Annotated in this window: 20 protein-coding genes; 10 read left to right on the top strand and 10 right to left on the bottom strand. The window is 62.9% G+C overall.

The genetic code is table 11. From position 1 onward, the window contains the following. Positions 1-57: 57 nt before the first annotated feature. Entirely contained in the window at positions 58-1,095 is a 1,038-nt protein-coding gene (locus NRB20_RS17840; RefSeq protein WP_153411284.1) for a zinc-binding dehydrogenase, read from the bottom strand. Between the two features lie 248 nt (positions 1,096-1,343). Here NRB20_RS17840 and NRB20_RS17835 point away from each other — a divergent pair, with 248 nt between their 5' ends. Next, positions 1,344-2,234 carry a helix-turn-helix transcriptional regulator gene (locus tag NRB20_RS17835; RefSeq protein WP_153411283.1) on the top strand — a complete coding sequence of 297 codons (891 nt, stop codon included), beginning with the start codon at positions 1,344-1,346 and terminating at the stop codon, positions 2,232-2,234. A gap of 163 nt (positions 2,235-2,397) precedes the next feature. On the opposite strand, the gene NRB20_RS17830 is transcribed toward NRB20_RS17835, so the two are convergent. Further along, complete coding sequence (locus tag NRB20_RS17830; RefSeq protein ID WP_153411282.1) at positions 2,398-2,844, bottom strand: DUF4254 domain-containing protein; 447 nt, start codon at positions 2,842-2,844, stop codon at positions 2,398-2,400. A gap of 1,156 nt (positions 2,845-4,000) precedes the next feature. On the opposite strand from NRB20_RS17830, the gene NRB20_RS17825 reads away from it, so the two are divergent. The 9 genes from NRB20_RS17825 to NRB20_RS17785 all read left to right on the top strand — a co-directional run bounded on the left by NRB20_RS17825 (position 4,001) and on the right by NRB20_RS17785 (position 9,031). Then, positions 4,001-4,828, top strand: a complete 828-nt coding sequence (locus NRB20_RS17825; protein WP_227833628.1) for a DUF5753 domain-containing protein — start codon at positions 4,001-4,003, stop codon at positions 4,826-4,828. Positions 4,829-4,889: 61 nt separating this feature from the next. Further along, complete coding sequence (locus NRB20_RS17820) at positions 4,890-5,228, top strand: DUF397 domain-containing protein (protein ID WP_319945050.1); 339 nt, start codon at positions 4,890-4,892, stop codon at positions 5,226-5,228. Between the two features lie 361 nt (positions 5,229-5,589). Next, positions 5,590-6,141 (top strand): DUF3558 domain-containing protein, encoded by a 552-nt coding sequence (locus NRB20_RS17815; RefSeq protein WP_153411280.1) that lies wholly within the window; start codon positions 5,590-5,592, stop codon positions 6,139-6,141. A gap of 7 nt (positions 6,142-6,148) precedes the next feature. Then, entirely contained in the window at positions 6,149-6,520 is a 372-nt protein-coding gene (locus NRB20_RS17810; protein WP_153411279.1) for a hypothetical protein, read from the top strand. A 55-nt stretch (positions 6,521-6,575) separates the two neighbouring features. Further along, positions 6,576-6,935, top strand: coding sequence for a hypothetical protein (locus NRB20_RS17805; RefSeq protein ID WP_153411278.1), 360 nt, complete (start codon positions 6,576-6,578; stop codon positions 6,933-6,935). Positions 6,936-6,968: 33 nt separating this feature from the next. Further along, positions 6,969-7,271 carry a hypothetical protein gene (locus NRB20_RS17800; protein ID WP_153411277.1) on the top strand — a complete coding sequence of 101 codons (303 nt, stop codon included), beginning with the start codon at positions 6,969-6,971 and terminating at the stop codon, positions 7,269-7,271. Positions 7,272-7,281: 10 nt separating this feature from the next. Beyond that, on the top strand, positions 7,282-7,599 hold the full coding sequence (locus NRB20_RS17795) for a type VII secretion target (RefSeq protein WP_153411276.1): 318 nt from the start codon (positions 7,282-7,284) through the stop codon (positions 7,597-7,599). A 2-nt stretch (positions 7,600-7,601) separates the two neighbouring features. Then, positions 7,602-8,354, top strand: coding sequence for a hypothetical protein (locus tag NRB20_RS17790; RefSeq protein ID WP_153411275.1), 753 nt, complete (start codon positions 7,602-7,604; stop codon positions 8,352-8,354). Continuing rightward, complete coding sequence (locus tag NRB20_RS17785) at positions 8,327-9,031, top strand: hypothetical protein (RefSeq protein ID WP_153411274.1); 705 nt, start codon at positions 8,327-8,329, stop codon at positions 9,029-9,031. Before NRB20_RS17790 ends, NRB20_RS17785 begins: the two co-directional genes overlap by 28 nt. Positions 9,032-9,087: 56 nt before the next feature. On the opposite strand, the gene NRB20_RS17780 is transcribed toward NRB20_RS17785, so the two are convergent. The 8 genes from NRB20_RS17780 to NRB20_RS17750 form a co-directional block, all read right to left on the bottom strand. Then, entirely contained in the window at positions 9,088-10,419 is a 1,332-nt protein-coding gene (locus NRB20_RS17780) for a hypothetical protein (protein WP_153411273.1), read from the bottom strand. 34 nt (positions 10,420-10,453) lie between these two features. Continuing rightward, on the bottom strand, positions 10,454-10,582 hold the full coding sequence (locus NRB20_RS38930; RefSeq protein WP_264766359.1) for a hypothetical protein: 129 nt from the start codon (positions 10,580-10,582) through the stop codon (positions 10,454-10,456). 830 nt (positions 10,583-11,412) lie between these two features. Then, positions 11,413-12,594 carry a cytochrome P450 gene (locus tag NRB20_RS17775; protein ID WP_227833627.1) on the bottom strand — a complete coding sequence of 394 codons (1,182 nt, stop codon included), beginning with the start codon at positions 12,592-12,594 and terminating at the stop codon, positions 11,413-11,415. A 502-nt stretch (positions 12,595-13,096) separates the two neighbouring features. Then, the gene (locus NRB20_RS17770; RefSeq protein ID WP_153411271.1) at positions 13,097-14,320 is read right to left on the bottom strand and encodes a cation:proton antiporter; all 1,224 of its coding nucleotides are present in this window, start codon (positions 14,318-14,320) and stop codon (positions 13,097-13,099) included. 87 nt (positions 14,321-14,407) lie between these two features. Beyond that, positions 14,408-14,683, bottom strand: a complete 276-nt coding sequence (locus tag NRB20_RS17765) for a hypothetical protein (RefSeq protein ID WP_153411270.1) — start codon at positions 14,681-14,683, stop codon at positions 14,408-14,410. A gap of 87 nt (positions 14,684-14,770) precedes the next feature. Beyond that, positions 14,771-15,439 carry a hypothetical protein gene (locus NRB20_RS17760; RefSeq protein WP_153411269.1) on the bottom strand — a complete coding sequence of 223 codons (669 nt, stop codon included), beginning with the start codon at positions 15,437-15,439 and terminating at the stop codon, positions 14,771-14,773. Positions 15,440-15,488: 49 nt separating this feature from the next. Beyond that, positions 15,489-16,979 carry a flavin-dependent monooxygenase QhpG gene (qhpG, locus tag NRB20_RS17755; RefSeq protein ID WP_153411268.1) on the bottom strand — a complete coding sequence of 497 codons (1,491 nt, stop codon included), beginning with the start codon at positions 16,977-16,979 and terminating at the stop codon, positions 15,489-15,491. A 592-nt stretch (positions 16,980-17,571) separates the two neighbouring features. Next, positions 17,572-18,678 carry a hypothetical protein gene (locus tag NRB20_RS17750; RefSeq protein ID WP_153411267.1) on the bottom strand — a complete coding sequence of 369 codons (1,107 nt, stop codon included), beginning with the start codon at positions 18,676-18,678 and terminating at the stop codon, positions 17,572-17,574. Positions 18,679-18,983: the final 305 nt, after the last annotated feature.

Below are 18,983 nucleotides of genomic sequence, written 5' to 3'. Positions count from 1 at the left end.
CGTATTTCGCCGAGCTTGTGCCGTCCGGATCGGGATGAGGGGCGGCGCCGCCGCGGCTCAGGCGCGGACGAGGACCTTGAGGGCCTCGCGGTCGTCCATGGCGCGGTAGCCGTCGGGGACGTCGGCGAGGTCGATCTCGCGGTCGAAGACCTTGCCGGGGTCCACGGTGCCGTCGAGGACGCCGGGCAGCAGGGTGTCGATGTAGGCGCGGGCGGGGGCGGGGCCGCCGGTGAGGGTGATGTTGGGGCCGAAAAGGGTGCCGAAACCGATTGGGGCGGTGGCATATTGGGGTACGCCGACGCGGCTGATGGTGCCGCCGGGGCGGACCACGCCGACGGCCTGTTCGTAGGCGGGCATATGACCGACGGCCTCGATGACGACGTGGGTGCCGTCGCCCCGGGTGAGTTCGCGGACGGCGGCGATACCCTCCTCGCCGCGTTCGGCGACGATGTCGGTGGCACCGAACTCCAGGCCCAGATCGGTGCGGACCTTGTGCCGACCCATCAGGATAATCTGTTGTGCGCCAAGCTGTTTCGCGGACAGCACGGCCAGCAGCCCGACCGCGCCGTCACCGATCACGGTGACCGAGGTGTCCGTCCCGACGCGGCCCTTCACCGCCGCGTGGTATCCGGTGCCGTACACGTCCGACAGCGTCAGCAGCGACGGGATCAGCGGCGAGTCCTCGGCGACCGGAACCGCGACCAGGGTGCCGTCGGCCTGTGGCACCCGCACCGCTTCGGCCTGTCCGCCCCGCACCTCGCCGGAGTTCCAGAATCCGCCGTGCCGGCACGAGGTCTGCAGACCTTCGCGGCAGAAATCGCAGGTGCCGTCCGACCACGCGAACGGCGCGATCACGAAGTCGCCCTTGCGAATTGTGCGCACATCGCCGCCGATGTCCTCGACGATGCCGACGAATTCGTGCCCCATGGAACTGCCGTGCGGGTTGGGGGGCATCGAGTGGTAGGGGTGCAGATCCGAGCCGCAGATGCAGCTGCGCACCACGCGGACGACCGCGTCGGTGGAGTGCGCGATGATCGGATCGGGGGCGTCGATGACCCGGACGTCGCCGGGGGCGTACATGTAGGTCGCTCGCATGAGCATCTCCTGTTCGGTGTGCGTCAGTGTTTCGGATACCGCGGCAGCTACCGGGTGGCAACCTTCAGTGTCGCAGCCGTCCGGCGGGATCTCCGCCGAGGTCGGTTCCGGTCGCCGGGCGGGCGAGCCGCGCCGGTGCGGATCATGGTTCGAGTACACGCCCCGGAACGCGACCGTGGGAGTCAAGGCTCTTCCAGGTAATCGCAGTACCTCCCGCGATCGGCCGCAGGCGGCCTACCGTGGAGAACATGGACCATCATCGAGTGCAGGTGCGGGAGTTCCTGACCTCCCGGCGGGCTCGCATCACCCCCGAGCAGGCCGGATTGCCCGCCTACGGGGGAAACCGCCGCGTTGCCGGGTTGCGTCGCGAGGAGGTGGCCTTGCTTGCCGGTATGAGCATCGATTACTACGTGCGAATGGAACGTGGCAACCTCGCCGGAGCCTCCGATGCGGTCCTGGACAACCTCGCGCGCGCCCTGCAACTCGATGACGCCGAACGCGCGCACCTGTTCGATCTGGCCCGCGCCGCGACTCCCACCCCGGCCCGGCGGCGGCGCGCCAAGCCCGCCACCGGCATCACGCCGGGCCTGCGGCAACTCCTGGACATCATCACCGATGGCCCGGCCTGGATCCGCAACGCCCGTCACGACATGCTCGCCGCCAATCACCTGGCCCGCGCGCTCTACGCCCCGATGCTCGCGGACCCGCGCCGCCCCGCCAACAGCGCCCGCTTCATCTATCTGGACCCCGCCGCGCGCGAATTCTTCGAGGACTGGGATCGCGCCGCGGACGATATCGCCGCCATGCTGCGCTCCGAGGCCGGGCACAATCCACACGACCGCCAACTGATCGAGCTGATCGGCGAATTATCCACGCGCAGTGAGGAATTCCGAACGCGCTGGGCCGCGCACAATGTCCGCTTCCACCGCACCGGTCACAAGAACCTGCACCACCCCGAAGTCGGCCGCCTCGAACTCGACTTCGAGGCCATGGAATTCCCCGCCCACCCCGGCCTGACCCTGCTGGTCTATACCGCCCCCGCCGACACCCCCACCGCCGACGCCCTCCGCCTCCTGTCCACCTGGGCCGCCACCCTCGAGCGCTCCGAACAACCAGCCGGACACACGCCCGGGGAATGATCGGTCGAGCGTCGCGAATTTCGTCGCGTGCGACACCTGTACTGCCCGACGTATGCCTGACGACTGTCAGGCGACAGTCGTCGGCATGTCGGAATCTGCTGGGAACTGTTGTCGTCCGGTCGATTCGGTAGGACCAGCTGTGGGAAGGTGATACCGGACATCGTCATGGCCCGCCGGGCAAACGGCGACGCCCGGTATGCACCTCGGTGACAAGGTCTTCGTACCCGATCGCCAGCTCTGCGAGCTGTTCCCAAGCATCGCCGAGATCGGTGCCCCGAAGTCCGGTCAAGGCTGCATAGGCCACAGCGGTGTAGCGGGCTACCCGATCGACGACAGCGCCGAGAGTCTCGGTGTGGACATAGGCGGCACCATGGGCGGGCGGCAAAGTCTCCGTTGTCCAGCTGTCTACCGCGCGGACTCGCCGAGCCCGCTCGTCATCGATCTCGAGGGTCTCGGAAGGCTCTGCTCCCAAACGTCTTTCGTGCAACAGGGTCAGAGTATGCGCAGCCAGTAAGATTGGATGATGATCGTAGGCAATCCCCCGACATGCATGCAGCAGTTCCGATTTCGTCGGTAGCGGTTCGATCAGCACGACAGACTCCAGATGCATCGACCCGCCTGCTTCCAATCGGAGATTTCTTGTCTAGCAATGGTTTTACGCTTGAAATACCGGTCCGGCGTGGTGAGATGACAGGCCTGATCGAGTTCGGTTTGCCGCATCCGGCTGTATCGCAGTATGTCGCAGCTGTCCAGCTTGCATTCGGTGTCACGACGCGCGTTAACCTCCTGATGCATCTGCGCCGGAGGCGTAGCGTTACTCGGAAGCTCCTGGAACGCATGGTTTTTCACAGAATCCCCTTCGCCAGCGGATGAGTGTCGAGCCATAGCGGATCACGCCATGTCGCAATCGCCGCTCTACAGACAGATCTTTCTGATGGTCAACGCAGGTGCGGGCCACGTCCGTTCGTGTAACGATGGCGAACCACCTTGTCCCCGTGTCTATTACGCGCGCGCTGTGAACGATTCGCGGCCCGCGCGGCCGCCGTGAGGACCGCTGCCGCGTCCCGCTCGCGCACGCATCCATGACCACGATGAACCCGTAAGACCCGCCGAGCCTCTTCAGTATTCATCGCTCGGGGCTGCGCAGTGCACGTCCAGGACAACGGCCGCCGAGTAAGCTCTCGCCCATCCGGAATCCGCGGGATCGCCCGCCGAGGCCAATCCATCGCGAACAAGGCACCGATACCTAGAACGGTGAGGACGGCCCCGCCGAGCGTTGCCAAGACGGCCGACACCAGATTCCATACGTCGATCAGGCTCATCGCGCACCCCGTTCCGCCCGCTCGTCGCGCCGGGCTCTGCGATACACCGAAAGCACGTCCGCCAGAACAACATTCGACTCAACCGAGCCAACGCGGCGATCGGCATCCGCACGGTCGACATCGCTGATCGCGGCTGCGCCGAGCGCACTAGGCGGGCCACCCGGGCGTGCAAAAGCGTTGGAACACATCGGAACTCCCTCGAAGACTGATGCGAGTTGCTTGACCTGTGGAGGGGTGGGGTATGCCCTCCGGCTCCTCAGTGGCAAGACCTCCCCAACCGGGAACCAACCTCAACCCCAATGTAAGCAAGAGTACGACACTAAAGTTTAGTAGTGCAATAGGTTGAATGCATCTGCCGCATCTCTTGTATCGTGAAGATGTCACCCGGAGAGAGGACTCGTGTACATGCCCCGAAGGTCGCCAACCGTCGCAGGCTGGGAACTCATGCTCCGCATCCGGGAGCAGAGCAAGACCCGTGGTATCAAGGCGAACGCGATCCACAAGGCTCTGGACATAAGTCCCGGCTACTGGTCGCAAGTAGCGAACTATCGGGGAGTCCTCACCGAAGACAAACTCGAGCCCCTGCTCGGTCTGCTCGAGTTCGACAGCGACGAGCAGACCGAACTACGCGAGCTCCGTACGATCGCGAAGGAACGCGCTTGGTGGAACGAGTACTCCGCTCTGTTCGACGATCAACTCATGCGTTTTTACGGTCTCGAGGACGGTGCCCTCCGCATCCGCAGCGTCGACAACGGCGTAATCCCAGGGCTGTTGCAGACCGAGGACTACATCAACGCCTTAGTCTACTCGATCGTCTCCACCGGTCGCCCAACCGAAGCGCAGCAACGAGTCCGCGCCCGCCTCCAACGACAGCGGCGGCTCGAAGACCCTGACCCGCTGCAACTTTCGGTCGTCATCGGGCAGGCTGCTCTGATGCAGCAGGTCGGCGGTCCCGATGTCCAGCGCCAGCAACTGCTCCACTTGTGTGAGATGGTGAACAAGCATCCCGACAATCTCGACGTGCGAGTCCTGCCGTTCGATGCCAGGGGATCTATCGCGAGCCTGAACGCCGCAACTTTCCATCTGCTCGACTTCGGAAACCCTCGGCTGCCGATCCTGGGCTGGCTCGAAACCGCGATATACGGCGAGATCACCGACGAGACAACGCAAGTCGATGCTCTCGAATATCTGTACAACCAGATGCGGTCCATTGCCCTCGATCGGGAGGAGTCCTCGAGGCTGATCAAGGACATCGCAGCTCGGATAGGCTGACGCCATGAGCACAACATGGTTCAAACCGCCGTTCTCCCAGGACTCGACGACGTGCGTCGAGGTGTCCCTCGACTGGACGAAGTCGACGTTCAGTGGCGGTGAAAAGACTTGCGTCGAGATCGCACACAGGGCCGACTCGGTGCTGATGCGCGATAGTAAGTACACCGGCCCGGCTGTCGATCAACCGATCATCTCGGTCGCCGCGGAAGAGTGGTCGGCAGTCCTAGAGTTGGCGCTGGACCGATCATCCGGCTCGGTGCGTGATGCGTTGACGATCACGGTCCACCCCGACGGAAGCGCGGTCGTCCGCGACAACCGAGGAATTATGTTGTCCTACAACACCGATGAGTGGGACGCCTTCGCAAAAGGTGTGGCAGACAACCAGTTCGACCGCCCCTGAACGCGTGCTCACTGGAATCGCCTCGCTTCTGTGTAAGTCCGGTGCGGTCGTAAAAGTTGTTGGCGGGCAATGGATGCGATCCGTCTCCGCATCGGACGCACGACAGGCGGTGGCGATGTCGGAGTTGGTCCTTGAGCAATGCCTCGGTAGTCGGTGCGTGAGCACTGGTGCCATACACGCAGGTAGCTGAGGTCGTGACGGCCTGACAGCTCTGTTCGGTCGTGAAGGCGTCTCGGCGTAGCGTGTTGATGCGGGTGGTCAACCACCGCCGGTTGCGTTGTAACTCGATGTCACCACCGGTAGGGTTCCCGAAAGTGGGGGACACACTGACCGGCCCCCGTTCGACAACGGAGGGCAGCAGATGATGCGCAGGCTGGGCGCGATCACCCTGGCGGTAGTGGCGGGGCTGGCGCTCGCAGGATGTGGGAAGAGTGACACCAGCACTACTGCCGTGTCTGAAAAATCTGTAGCGACCTCAGCGGCCCCGGCAGCGGCTCAGTGGGATCCATGTACGATCTCCGACGCGTCGGTTTCGGGACTCGCCCTCGATCCCAGTACCAAGACCGACAAGGTGGCAGGCACTACCTTCGACGGGTGGAAGGTGTGTAGCTGGGGTTCCATGGACAAGAAGTTCGATTTCTCGATACTGACATCGAGCCGGACCATCGACGATTTTCGTAAGCGAACCGATTTCACGGACTTCACGCCGACGACGGTCGCCGGACGCCAGGCACTGCAGTATCGGCCGGTGGGTGCATCGCATGACTACGGATGCTCCATCGATGTCCAGATTACCGGTGGCACAGCAGATTTCGATCTGTTGAATCGATACGGAGCCGATGGCCTCGCAGAGCCGTGCGGCATCGTGCGCCGCCTCGCGGATGCGCTGGCCCAGTTTCTACCGCAGAACTGAGGAAAATATGGATGGCATCGATCCAACTGAATGGAAACGCCTGCTGGCTGCGGCCGAAGCAGGTGAACTGTATCTCGATCCCGAGACAGGCAAAGGGCTGGACAAGGTTTGTGACACTCATATAGAGAATCTCCAGAAATCACTGCGGACAGTCGGTCTCGTCGAAACCATTACAGGCTTCGGAAGCTTCGATTCGAGCAAGATTTTGGAGAAGAAGTACTCAAGCCTCGCCACGGGCCACGACGGAGCGATGGACGCAATCCTTCAGCAACACATCGAGACCGTCAAAACAATGAAAGAGACTGTCGCCAAAGCAATCGCGAATTACGTTGCGCTGGACGAGGAGCAACGTCAGCAGATCGAGAAGATGACACCGTAAAGAACAATTGAAACGAGGCATTTGTAGATGAATTCGCGAAGACTCAGGATTATTCATGGAAATTGAAGAATGGCGTCGCGTCGTCATCGAGACGGATAACCAGATCGAGGCTCTCAGAGCGCGGATCGCGCGAACCGTATCAGTCGATGCCGAGTCTTTTACCGCTCGATCGAGCGACGGTGAGGCAATTGCTACGATTTCGGCGGATGGTCAGCGGGTTCTCAATGTAACCCTATCCAACGGGTTTGGAAGCTTGGATCGACCGGCATGGGCGCTAAGTGGTGATTTGGATAGAGTGTGTCGCGCAATAGTTGAGGCTATCAACGGTGCACGTCGCAATGCATCACTTGCTGTTGTCGAAAATCTTCGGCAAGAGTTCCCCGAAGCATTCGACCTGCTGACAGATCTACAGTAGCAATCCGGATAAATCGACTGCGAGAGGGTGATAATGACAGATTTTGATGACTTGTACGCATTGATTCAAGAAGTTAACCATAACTGGGATCGCTCTGTAACTGCGATCAGAAATCGCGATCCGAGGCCGCCCGCAGCTTTGCGTAACTTCAAAATCATAGACAGCTTCGACGGCACCGACTTCGGAAGTGTGACAGTCGATGATCGCGGAGTTCTACGCTCTATCGACCTCGATTCTTACGAGGTGAGTAATAGCAATGAAAGTCATGTGATAGCTGCGGTAATAACGACGCTGAATTCAGCGTTCGCCAGTATTGGTTCCACTTCGGAGAGATGAAGGGTTTCGAATGACAGACTTCCATGTCTGCCCCCAAGCCTTGCGCATGCAGGCCGACGAAATAAAGAATACCGCAACTCACTATGAGACTTCGGCAAGACATATTGGCGAACATAGAATGGCGAGATTCACGCTAGGCATATTCGGTCAAGATGTCGCAAATGTATTCAATGACACTTTGACCGATGTCAGCGATAAGCTTACGAAAGGTAAGAAGACAATCGCGTCCGCAGGGGATGGGATCAGCGCCTGCGCAAAGAATTATGAGAATCTGGACGCCGATTACTACCGGAAGTTCGGGTACATCAACGAGCAGCTGGGATACTAGACATGGGAAATAAGACAATCAAGGGTTATCCGATCCCCGCCGATCAGAACCCTGACAACCTTCCTGCTGAGCTTGTTTTCCCGTGGGGTCCGGCCAGCACATTGGTCACCACCGCCGAGAAGCTCAATGTGCCAGGCGTCCGAGACATGGTCGATACCTGTCATGGCATGCTGGGCAATCCAAATCAGGTCCCGATCATCGTTGGTGCATGGCGTACCTCGATACAGGAACTTACCTCTGCCGTGGATGGCAGCGATCATAGCGCTGGCCTTTCAACTGCGAAAGAGAATTTGAACGCCAGATGGGGCGGAAGTGCAGCTGCTGGTGCCGCCACTGATTACGTAACGCGAGTAATCTCGAGTACAACAGATACTCGCAATATCATGAAGAGTATGGCGGATGAGATCGACGGATTCCGATCTCAAATAATGAGCAATTACAAGCAGGCCATCGATCATATTACCAAGTATGCGAATATTATTCTAGGGCTCGGTGCCAGTTTCTTGGAAGAGGTCGAAGGAGCGCTAGAATTCGATTTTGATCTGAAAGGTAACACGGAAGCCATAACCAAGGCGCTACAAGGCTTCTTGGATGAAACCAACAAAGTTGTCGGCGATCTTATTACGTATAGAGACACCATGATGACAAACCTCAATAAGATCAGGAACTCCGCGGCAACGATTCAAGTACCTTCTGAGATTGCCCCCGCGGCGTTGGACAACGGCAGTTGGCAACCACGAAAGCCGACTGGGTAAAAATGAAAATAACACGTGCGTCCGCCTTTGTGGCGTACCTCCTGGCTTCTTCGATCGCACTTGCCGGATGTTCTGGTTCTCATCCTCAGGAAGTCACGCCCCGGTTCGATCGGTTGCCGAAAGATTGTTCAGGCTTGAATAGTGTGACCTTGACTGCTGTGCGGACATTTGCGGGTAAGATTTTCGATGCTGGCAGTAAATTTGCAACCGGGAATAACTCCGAACTGCCGCCATCGATGAAATCGACGTTCATGAATTGTGTTGTCAGCTTCGGTGGCCCAATACCGTCGCCGAACCAGGCGGTTGGGGATCCGAGTTCCCGCCAAGTTGCGGTCCAGTTCATGGATTATGTGACGTCGAGTGACCCGGTTGGCTCTGCCGTAAACTCTTTTGCGCAGACTCGAGATGAATTCCACGGTACAAAAGCGCCGCTCGCGGATATCGGCGATGAAGCTTTTACAGGTGTCGATAGCACTAGCGGCGACACGGCGAGCGTGCGGACAGTATTTCGTGTCGCCAATCTTATAGTGACCGTGATTACGAAAGGGGAGAATCACGCTGAATCTGCGACCTCGGACTTGCAAGATCCCACGCCAGAGTTGGTGAACGAGGTGAAAGCAGGTGCGGAGTCCGTTGCGCGGGCAGCGGCTAATGGCATCGACAAAGTCATGCAATGAGTAGACTGCTTTCCTGCCTTGTTGTGATAGGAGGATTGGTCCGAAAGGTGGGAAAATCATGTATCCGAAAGGTCAACGCTCGCAGCTGCTACCGGTGTGTCCTTCATGAGTTTCTCGAAATATGCACCGATCCGGTCCTTACCGTTCGCCACGGCGCGATTCGCTAGAGTTGCCGCCTGCTGTACTGCACCGGCTTCCCAGAATGACCTCACCAGCTCGGAAACGTTGTGTTCGAGCGAGATCGTAGCGGCGAGGTTTCGATCGAGCAGTGCTTCGACCTGCTGTTCAGCTCCGACTTCCCGCAGGCTCCACAGCAGATTCGCTACGTCATCCGGATGCTCCAGAAAGTCGGACCGCCCGGCCAGTTCCGTCGCGTATTCGTCTTGGCCGATGTCCAGCATGACTCTGACGACGTGCGCGACGCCCTCTCCCTCACTGAAATCAACGCCTGTGGCGGCCCTGCGCAGAAGCTTCATCGTTTGCTGCTGGAAGCCGAGGTCCCACAACTGCTTCAGGAGTTTGGCCACGACGAATCCGTCATCGAGGTCAGTGTTCCCGGCGGGATCTCGCAGTAGCAGCACAGCGATCTGGTCGTGGGCTCCTGCTTTCTGAAGCACGACCAGTACGTCATGTACGAAATACAGGTTGGTGACAGGCGTGCCGACCGCTGCGCGGCGGGCTAGTGCGGTTGCCTGCTCGTCTGCGCCGAGATCCGTCAGAACGGTCAATAGGCCTGTCACACCCCAACTCTCGTCGACGACGATACGTGACATGAGGTCGAGCTTCAGCAATGCCTCGATCTGTGTTTCTTCGCGTGCATGCGACAGTTCGATCAGAAGCAGGGCGACGTCGTTCGGATCGTCCAGTCGGCCAGTGACGACGGGACGGCCGCCCAGTAGAGCGACTTGTTGATTCGGTGAACGCCGAGCCACCATGGCACTCGAGGTAGTCGGGATGATGTTGCCGAAGGCAACCCTGTCAGGGGTGGGCATCAGGAGGTAGGTCATGTCCGTCAGATTCGGAAGCCACACCGCCTGACCGGTCGGCTGCGCGGTCTCGCCTGCGCTTGCCGTGACTGTGGACGCTTTGAGCTGCTTCCACCGCTTTTGCCACGTCAGCACTGTGAATCTGGGCTCGTCGACCACCATACCGGCCGCAGCCGCAGCCGCATGGCAGCCACGGACATAGGTAATGACGGCAGCCACCGACGGCAGCCGCTCACCGCGTTCGGCATTCCTCAATGTATTGACGCTGACGGTTGTCTCTGTCCTCGGCTTCGACAACGCGAGGATGCGCCGGTGGCTTGGACTTCCAGCCGCCAAGCGCAACTCGGCAAGGTCGGCACCGAACCGAGCAATTGCCGATCGCGCTCCGTTACTCGTGGACAACATTTCTCCTCAGTTTCTCTGCCCTGTGGTCGACCTACAGCACACCCGCCGCAGCAAGCACGACCGCCGAGACGGTCAGCACTCCGACGCAGACCGCCAGCCGACAAGTCGTCCCCCAATCGCCGATCGCGGCCCGGACAGTCTTCCCGATCTCTATCCACATTCTGCACTCCCGAAGTCATGAGCATTCCGGTAAGCCAGTGCAGCAGAGCGATATACGGGAGTCCACAGTGTTGCTGGAAGTTGTTCTCGGTTGATCGAGAATGACCCGAGTTGACCAGATTTGACGGGTCGACTTCGGGCACAAGCCCCATCCGAACTGTTGACATCTGCGGCGGGCTCATCGTCGACATGCCGACCGAGCGTCGCGCCGAGCCACTAGATCAACTTGCTGCCAGGTGTGCAGTGCACGCGGTGGGTGCATGAGCGGTTAGGTCGCCAGCGACACCCCTGAAAACGCGAAGACTGCCCTGTAACGGTGGCGGCGGTTCGTCGAATTCCTTCTGTGTTCGATCCATCGGAAAGGAATCATGCATGAAACTGCGCAGATTGATCGGTGTCGCGTTGATGGGGGTGGCCGCTACCGGTGCGCTGTACGGGACCGCGAGTGCGATACCGGTGGCTGTCGACACGGGGTCGGCGAGCGGGTCGGCCGACGGGTCCGCTGATGGGTCGAGTGGTGGCGGAACACCGTGCAATGACGGCACATCGAGTCCGAGCACCGGTCCGGGAACTTGCTCGCACCACGGTGGCGAGTCCAAGAACGAGGGGCATGTTCATCACGGTGGCGGTGGTTACAGCCACCACCGATAGCGGCGAATCGGACTCGGCGAGCGACCTTTTCGGGGTCTGCGCGGGGAAAATGCCGGGGGGATGCGGATTTTCGATCCGCGGCTGTCCGGATGGTCTGCGATGAAACCGATTGCGTTGCAGGACGTACGCGAACGGCCCGGTTGCCTTGGGCGGCCGGGCCGTTCGCGCGAATCGATCTGTCTAGATCATCACCTGTTGCCGACGCAAAGGTTCGAAGACGACCGGCATGGCGGTGAGGGCGCGGTGGAACGGGCCGGGGCGCCAGACCAATTGGTCGGGGTGGACGGCGAGCTGGATTTCGCCGACGCGGTCGAAGAGTTGGTCGATGGCGCTCTCGACGGTGCGGTAGGCGACGTCCTTGGCGGGGCAGACGTGCGGGCCGGTGCTCCAGGCCAGGTGGGAGCGGTTGCCGATGCTGGTGTTGCCCTCGCCGCGGATGCGGGGGTCGTTGTTGCAGGCGGCGAGGCTGATCAGGACCGGCTGGTCGGCGGGGAGCCAGACACCGTCGATCTGGATCGGCTGACGCGGATAGGTGGTGCAGAAGTTCGCCATCGGCGGGTTGTTGAACAGCACCTCGTCCAGCGCGTCGGTGGTCGAGAGGTTGCGGCCGCTGTCGGGCTGGAAACGCGGGTCGGTGAAGATCAGCAGCAGTGCGTTGGCCATGAAGGTGCGCTGCGCCTCGAAACCCGCGCCGTAGAAGCTCATCAGCTGCGCGAACACCTCGAGATCGTCGAGGCCGTTGGGGTGATGCGCGAGATGCGAGGTGACGTCGTCGCCGGGCCGGTCGCGTTTGAGCGCGATCAACTCCATCAGCGCCGCACGCAGATCCTGCATGCCCTGTTTGGCTTTCACCTTGTCGGAGTCGAAGCGATCGGCCATGCCGACCGCGACCCGCTCACCGATGTCGGCGGGGCAGCCACACATCTGGTTGAGCACCTCGAGTACCAGCGGGAATGCGTACTGCATCACCAGATCCGCCTGACCGTCCTCGCAGAACGAGGTGATCAGCGGGACCGCGGCGTTCTCGACCATGGCCAGGATGGCGTGTTGATCGATGGCATCGATGGCGACGACCGAGGGGTCGCGATACCGCCGGTGCGTCGCGCCGGTGTTGTAGCGGGCCGCGGGCAGCCACTCCATCATCGGCCGGACCGGCGAATCCGCGGGAATGGACTTCTGCCAGGCGCGCGGATCGGACGGGAAGTGGTCGGGATCGTTGAGGATCTGGACCGCGGTGCTGTACCCGATGACCAGAGTGGCCGGAACATCCGGAGCCAACTCGACGGGGACCAGGGTCGAATGCGCCTGGCGCATCCGGTCGTACGTGTCGTTCGGTTCCCGGACGAAATCGGGGGTGTACATCGGGAATCGCGGGTCGGAGTTGCCGTCCGGGGCGGGACCGCGATGGACGGGACATACTCCGGTAGCCGTGGTGTACGGATCGGGGGCGGGTGAGTGTGGTGTGGTCAAAGACGTGACTCCGGACGATGAACTGGAATACGACGACAACTCGGGCGGGCGCGCCACGCCGACACGCTCACGTTGGTAGCGTGCGGACGGCCGGGTGCTGGGACCGATCGACAGCATGTGCTGAACCATTGTGCGGTACTTGGCGCTTCGCCCACGCAAGCAACATAGCAGCGACGGCGTTTGCGGGCTCGCGAACGTGGCAGTGGGCCACTCATCGGAGGTCTGGCCCGCTGCCGCGCCGAGGTCCGTTCCGGCGCTCGTATTCCGTGTGAATATGCTTGTGCGGCAACATATTCGGTTGCCGCGACACGGTGTTTCGTCGACCCGTCCGTGGGGTGATCGTCCGATTCACACTCGTTGACGAGCCGGCGACGCATCGATTCGCCGCGCCGCGTCAGGACCGGCTAGGCGTCTGGACGGCATCTACCGCGGGCACGGTTTCGACGGGTCCGCGCGCGGTGCCGAGCAGACGCAGGATCGGCGCGGTCGCGGCGGTCGTCACCAACGCCATCACCACCAGCAGCGAATACAGTTGGGGCCCGATCAATCCGGTGGTCAACCCGACGGACAGGATCACCAGTTCGGTCAGTCCGCGGGTGTTGAGCAGCGCGGCCACCGCCGCCGCCGGACGCGAGGGCATCCCGGTCAGGCGGCCCGCGAGATAGACGCTGCCGATCTTGCCCAGCACCGCGGCGGCGATGATGACGACGAGTTCCCCGATCGCGGTCGAATCGATCGAACTCAGATCGACCGCCAGTCCCGCGACGACGAAGAATCCGGGCAGCAGCACGGCACTGAGCACCCGCACCCCGGACTCCACCGACTGACGACGTTCGCGCGGGAAGATCACCCCGAATGCGAAGGCCCCGAAGATCAGATGCAAGCCGATCCATTCGGTGAGCGCCGCGACGCCCAGCGCGCCACCGACGCCGATCACGATCATCGTCTGGGCGGTCCCGACCCGGGAGATCCGTCCCAGCATCGGCCGCAGCCCCCACCACAGCACCCCGACGAGCGGAATCAGCAGCACCAGCCGCCACTGCGCGCCGCCCGGATGCGCCAGCGCCAGCACCACCGCCAGCATGATCCACGCCATGATGTCGACCAGCGCCGCGCACGCCAGGCTGAGCTGACCGATCTCGGTGTGAACCAGGTTGCGGTCGTGCAGGATTCGCGCCAGCACCGGGAAGGCGGTCACCGCCAGCGCGCAGCCGATGTAGAGCGCGAAGTGCAGCCGGTTACCGGTCTGGTAGCGCGCCAGCACGCTGATCGCGATACCGGTGCCCAGCGCGAACGGCACCAGATAGGCCGCGGTCGAGATCGCCGGAATCGACCGGCGCGCACCGGAGAAGATGCCGCGATCGAGTTCCAGCCCCGCGACGAACATGAACACCGCCACCCCGATGTTCGCCAGCAGATTCAGCGACGGCCGGGCGTCCTGCGGGAACAGCACCGAGGACAGGTGATGCCCGATGATGGTGGGCCCGGCCAGAATTCCGGCCGCGATCTCGCCGATCACCGGCGGCTGCCCGATCTTCTCGGCCAGCCATCCCAGGACGTGGGCCGCCGCCATGATCAGAACCAGGTCCAACAGGACCGTGACGGTGGGAATACTCACTCTCGTAACTCCTCGGATCTGAACCGGTGCGCGAACGTGCGCACCGCAGGATCGTTCGGCGCATTGCGGATGTGATGCACCGCGCGATCATGCGGGTGTGCCGCCTGGTGGTGCGGATGCGTTGTGGGGCATGCGGATGCGCTGCTGGATCACGTGGGCGCGCCATCGGATCGTGTGGACGTATTGCCGGATCATGCTGGCGCGCTGGGTGATTGCGTGGAAGTGCTGCGTGGTCATGTGGACGTATTGCCGGATCATGCAGGTGCGCTGGGTGATTGTGTCGAAGTGCTGCGTGGTCATGTGGACGCATTGCCGGATCATGCAGGCGCGCTGGGTGATTGCGCGGAAGTGCTGCGTGGTCATGTGGGTGTGTTGGGGATTGTGTGTAGTCGGATCGTGCAGGGGCAAGTTCATGCGAGCGCTGCGGGATCGTCCAGGTGTGCTGCCGGATCATGCAGGGGCGCTGCGTGTTTCGGCGGACGTAGTGGTGGGATCACCCGGCGGACCCGGCCATGGGGGACCGGGCTCGTCGTGCAGTTCGGGTTCCGGTGTCGTGGCCGCGGTGTGTTCGGCCCGGATGACGTCCGGGTCGAATGCCTCGCGGATCCAGCTCACCGGGCGTCCGCCGAGCGACATCACGTAGGCGCGGGCGGCGCAGGGGCGACCGTCCGGCCACGTTCGGGTGCCCGCCCACATGATCCGGCGGCGCTGGGTCAGGCCGCGGGCGATCAGGCCGTGGCCGATCGGGGTGTCGAGGTCGGCCAGTCCGTTCGCATCGGTCGATTGTGCCGGTGCCGCAACGTAATTGATGGATATGGTCCGCTCGGGGGTGACCAGGCGCGAGTGGCGGATCACGACGCGATCGGTGGTTCGCAGCCGCAGCGCGGTGGCGACGAACGCGGGTAACGCGGCCGCGGGGATCTCGTCCTGGGTGCTCACCCGGACGTTCAGCCCGCAGCCCACGAGATGTTCGAGCGCGGTCGTGGTCAGGCCCTCGCTGGCCAGCAGGATCCGGGTCGCGGGGTGGTGGAAACGTTCGATCTGTGCGGCCGGGTTCGCCCGGAACCCCGGCCCGCCGGACATCGGTTCGTCCAGCGGGCCGGGGGCGGTGAGCGTCACGGCCGACTCCGTCGATCGGTACACATCGGGAGTCCTGGTGACGTGGCCGCTAGAACGCGGCCGCGGCGCCGTGATGCGGGGGTAGGACCGGCCGGGTCAGCGCTTCGCGTTCCGCGTCGGTGCGGGGGGCGCTGGTCAGACCGAACGGCTCGTTGGTGATCCGCACATCGCCCATGTCGGTGTCCGACAACGGGTCGCGCCAGTGGTCCCAGACCGGCGACATGTCCAGTCCGCCCATGTATTTCACGTTCACCCCGTCGACATCCGGTGCGGTGTCGAGGCGTTCGGCCTCCGAGACGATGACCTCGGTTCCGGTCAGTTCCTGCGCGCCGGTGGTCTCGCCGACGTCGGTCAGCCCGGCCATGATGCGGGTGAACGACTGCTCCGGCGAATCACCCTCGTGCACATCGGTGAGCCGGTGCGCGTGTGCGAAGTACTCCTCGGACCCGATGTAGTGCTCGTACATGCGGGACACCAGCGACAGGAACCGCGTGTAGGCGCGCCGGTAGGTGTACTCGTAGTACGCGAGCGCGTCGGTCTCGCTCATCTCGCCGCGCAGTGTGGTCGCGATCGCCGCGGCCGACACCAGCCCCGAGTAGGTGGCCAGGTGCACGCCGGTGGACAGCAGCGGGTCCAGGAAGCAGGCCGCGTCACCGACCATGACGTAGCCGGGACCGCAGAACCGGTCCGCCACATAGGAATAGTCCTGTTCGGCCTTCACCTCGGCGACCTGTGTCGCCCCCTCGAGCATCTCCGTCATCGGCTTGCTGGCCGCGATGGAATCGAGGTAGAACTGGCGAGAATCGCTGCCGCGCAACTTCTCCGCGGCCAGCCGCGCGGACACCACGTAGCCGACGCTGTTGCGGCCACCGGCCAGCGGGATGTGCCAGAACCAGCCGCCCTCCTCGGTGGAGACCACGTTGATCGCGCCCTCGGGGCTGTCGGGGTGCAGGTGCGAGCCCTCCCAGTACGACCAGACCGCGACGTTGCGGAAGGCCGGATGCTGGCGGCGGATGTCGAAGTGCTTGGCCAGCACGCCATCTCGGCCGGTGGCGTCGACGAGGAAGTCGAATTCGACGGTGTGCACGGTGTCGTCACCGGCCTTGACCCATTCCGCGGCGGTGGGGCGTTCACCGTCGAACACGATATTGGTGACCTTGGCCTGTTCGATCACCGTCGCGCCCTGATCGGAGGCGTTGCGCAGCAGCAGATCGTCGAAGGCGGCGCGGTCGACCTGCCAGGACCAGGCTTCGGCGTCGACCAGTGCGGACCAGTCCAGCAGCCAGGTGTCGTTCTGCCATTGGAAGTAGCCGCCGCGCTTGATCTGGAAGCCGTGCGCGGCGACCTTGTCGTACGCGCCCGACACCCGGAGTGTGGACAGGCACGAGGCCAGCAACGACTCCCCGATGTGGTAGCGCGGGAACGTATCACGTTCCAGGAGAGTCACTTCGACGCCCGACCGGGCGAGCAGCGCCGCGGCGGTCGAACCCGCCGGGCCGCCACCGATCACCAGAACGTGCGGATTTTCCTTGTTCCCCATAGCAACTCCCTGAAACGTGCGAACAAGATCGTGCGCCGCGCGTTAGCGGCCGAGCCGGGCTCGAGTCCTGTGTCGAACGACGGAATTCCCAAACCTCCGTAGCCGCTCGTTAACTATGTGACGGCGCACGGGATATAAGCCTAACCGCTGATCTTGAATCATCAAGGGGAACAGCAATTTATATTGCAATCGCAAATGTACGAATGATTGCCAGAAAATAGCTCGTAGGGCATGAGTGTGCGGCCGCCAATTGTGCCGGGACGAGGCATTACGACGGCTGGGGCCGCATTATGTTGTGGCAGTGCCGATTTCGGTGATCGGCTCAGCGCGTGCGGCGGGAGACGACAGTGGGAAGGGTTGCGATCATGGTTGGTTCGTCATGGATCACCCCGCTTTCCGACCCATCCATAGTACGACGTATGTCCGTTTCGGTGCGCCGGAGCGCGGAAATCGGTCGTGCGCGCGGGCATGTGCGCAGGTCGGGCGGGTGCGAGCAGATCCGTTGCGGCGGAATGTGATTGATGGAACCGCAAGTCCCTGATACCTGGCGCGGGCCCGTCGGTACCCCTGACGGGCCCGCGCCGGATTCGCGCTACGCGGCGGCGGCCTCGGTGGTCAGCCGTGCCATCGTCGCCGCGGCGCGCTGGGCCTCGGCAACATTGCAGCGCCCGAGCCCGCAGGCGGTCGCGACCCCGTAGGCGGTGCGACCGGCGGCTTCCTCGAACAATCGCAGCGCCTGCGCGCTGTCGGCCTCGGCTTCGGGGGACGCGACACCCGCGATGATCTTCCATTCCGGGTCCAGCCGACGCAGCGGTGCGTAGAACGCGGGCTCCAGCGGGGCGGGCGCACTGCCGTACGCGCACGGAATGTGCACGGCCGGAAGGGGAGTGCCGCTGGCGAGCAGATGCCCTGCGGTGTGGTTCAGCAGCGTGACAGCGGGGGCGAGCGATCGCGGGCTGAGCAGCGATTTGTGCTGGTAGTCGCCGTAGCAGAGGTGCACGACACTGCGCGCGCCGAGTTCGTGGATGCCGGTGAGGAGTCCGGAGAGTTGGCGGGACAGCAGCGGCGCGGCGGCCCAGCGCGAGCCCAGCTGGTCGGCCTTGACCATGCCCAGCAGTGCGAACGGCGACTCCACCTGCCAGACCACCCGGTCGCCGTAACGGTCGTTGACGGCGGCGATCTCCGCGAGCACGGCCTGGGTGAACACCGGCAGTGCCCGCAGCGCGGCGACGATGAGGTTCGATCGCCGCAGCGCCGGGCCGAGCGGGAATCCGTTCGACACCGCCGCGCCCGCGAACACGAACATCGCCAGGTCCAGCGGATTCGGCTGGCTCAGTTGCAGTTTCGTGTCCCGCAGGTCCGGTCGCGTCTCGCGCAGGGCGTCGAAGGCGGTGACCACCGCGCCGATCCGCTCGAGCCGATCCATCGAGACGTGCCGCGGTTCCAGCCGCACGCCCCGGCGCACGCCGTAGCTGGGGAAGTCGCTGTAGTCCGCGTAGTCGCCCCCGCGAACGATCTCGAAGGCATCCTGATGTTTGCCCCGGTCACGGAGGTACTGCATGATCCAGTCCGGATCCAGGTCGCACGGCAGTCCGGTCACATTGCCGCTACTGCTGTCGGCGAACCAGCGCAGCACCGCGCCGTCTCCGGTCATCAACTCCGTCGGAACACTACCCACAAAATGCGCATATCTGGTCATCGTGACTCCTCGTGATTCCGTTCTGCCCGGTACCATTCTGGGTTGAATCGCTTGCCCGCGAAAGGATTTCCGTGAACTGCGAGGTCAGCGCGGGCAGCGTCGGCGAATCGGCCGCGACGTCGTGGCATCGGGGGTGGTGTGGTATCGGAGCGGTGTATACCGCACCGACGCAACCGGTTTCGGCTGAGTACCCGGGTGCGTAAGCTGCGTAGCATCGCCCCCGCGACCGCCCGGCCAGCGGTGATTCCGGCACGTTGTCGAGCCCGGTGGACCTGGGCCGCCGATATCGATGGCAGGATGGCGCG

This window comes from Nocardia macrotermitis, from assembly GCF_009604405.1.
GTDB lineage: Bacteria > Actinomycetota > Actinomycetes > Mycobacteriales > Mycobacteriaceae > Nocardia > Nocardia macrotermitis.
Note: the sequence above shows the minus strand (reverse complement) of the source record. Positions and strands in the feature narration are given on the sequence as shown.

What these genes read in the sequence shown, in the direction of transcription:
- NRB20_RS38930 (WP_264766359.1), bottom strand. Translation starts at nt 10,582, where the DNA reads ATGTGGATAGAGATCGGGAAGACTGTCCGGGCCGCGATCGGCGATTGG.
- NRB20_RS17825 (WP_227833628.1), top strand. Translation starts at nt 4,001, where the DNA reads ATGCTCCGCATCCGGGAGCAGAGCAAGACCCGTGGTATCAAGGCGAAC.
- NRB20_RS17805 (WP_153411278.1), top strand. Translation starts at nt 6,576, where the DNA reads ATGGAAATTGAAGAATGGCGTCGCGTCGTCATCGAGACGGATAACCAG.
- NRB20_RS17835 (WP_153411283.1), top strand. Translation starts at nt 1,344, where the DNA reads ATGGACCATCATCGAGTGCAGGTGCGGGAGTTCCTGACCTCCCGGCGG.
- NRB20_RS17795 (WP_153411276.1), top strand. Translation starts at nt 7,282, where the DNA reads ATGACAGACTTCCATGTCTGCCCCCAAGCCTTGCGCATGCAGGCCGAC.
- NRB20_RS17775 (WP_227833627.1), bottom strand. Translation starts at nt 12,594, where the DNA reads ATGTACACCCCCGATTTCGTCCGGGAACCGAACGACACGTACGACCGG.
- NRB20_RS17765 (WP_153411270.1), bottom strand. Translation starts at nt 14,683, where the DNA reads ATGACCACGCAGCACTTCCGCGCAATCACCCAGCGCGCCTGCATGATC.
- NRB20_RS17815 (WP_153411280.1), top strand. Translation starts at nt 5,590, where the DNA reads ATGATGCGCAGGCTGGGCGCGATCACCCTGGCGGTAGTGGCGGGGCTG.
- qhpG (WP_153411268.1), bottom strand. Translation starts at nt 16,979, where the DNA reads ATGGGGAACAAGGAAAATCCGCACGTTCTGGTGATCGGTGGCGGCCCG.
- NRB20_RS17800 (WP_153411277.1), top strand. Translation starts at nt 6,969, where the DNA reads ATGACAGATTTTGATGACTTGTACGCATTGATTCAAGAAGTTAACCAT.
- NRB20_RS17840 (WP_153411284.1), bottom strand. Translation starts at nt 1,095, where the DNA reads ATGCGAGCGACCTACATGTACGCCCCCGGCGACGTCCGGGTCATCGAC.
- NRB20_RS17790 (WP_153411275.1), top strand. Translation starts at nt 7,602, where the DNA reads ATGGGAAATAAGACAATCAAGGGTTATCCGATCCCCGCCGATCAGAAC.
- NRB20_RS17810 (WP_153411279.1), top strand. Translation starts at nt 6,149, where the DNA reads ATGGATGGCATCGATCCAACTGAATGGAAACGCCTGCTGGCTGCGGCC.
- NRB20_RS17750 (WP_153411267.1), bottom strand. Translation starts at nt 18,678, where the DNA reads ATGACCAGATATGCGCATTTTGTGGGTAGTGTTCCGACGGAGTTGATG.
- NRB20_RS17830 (WP_153411282.1), bottom strand. Translation starts at nt 2,844, where the DNA reads ATGCATCTGGAGTCTGTCGTGCTGATCGAACCGCTACCGACGAAATCG.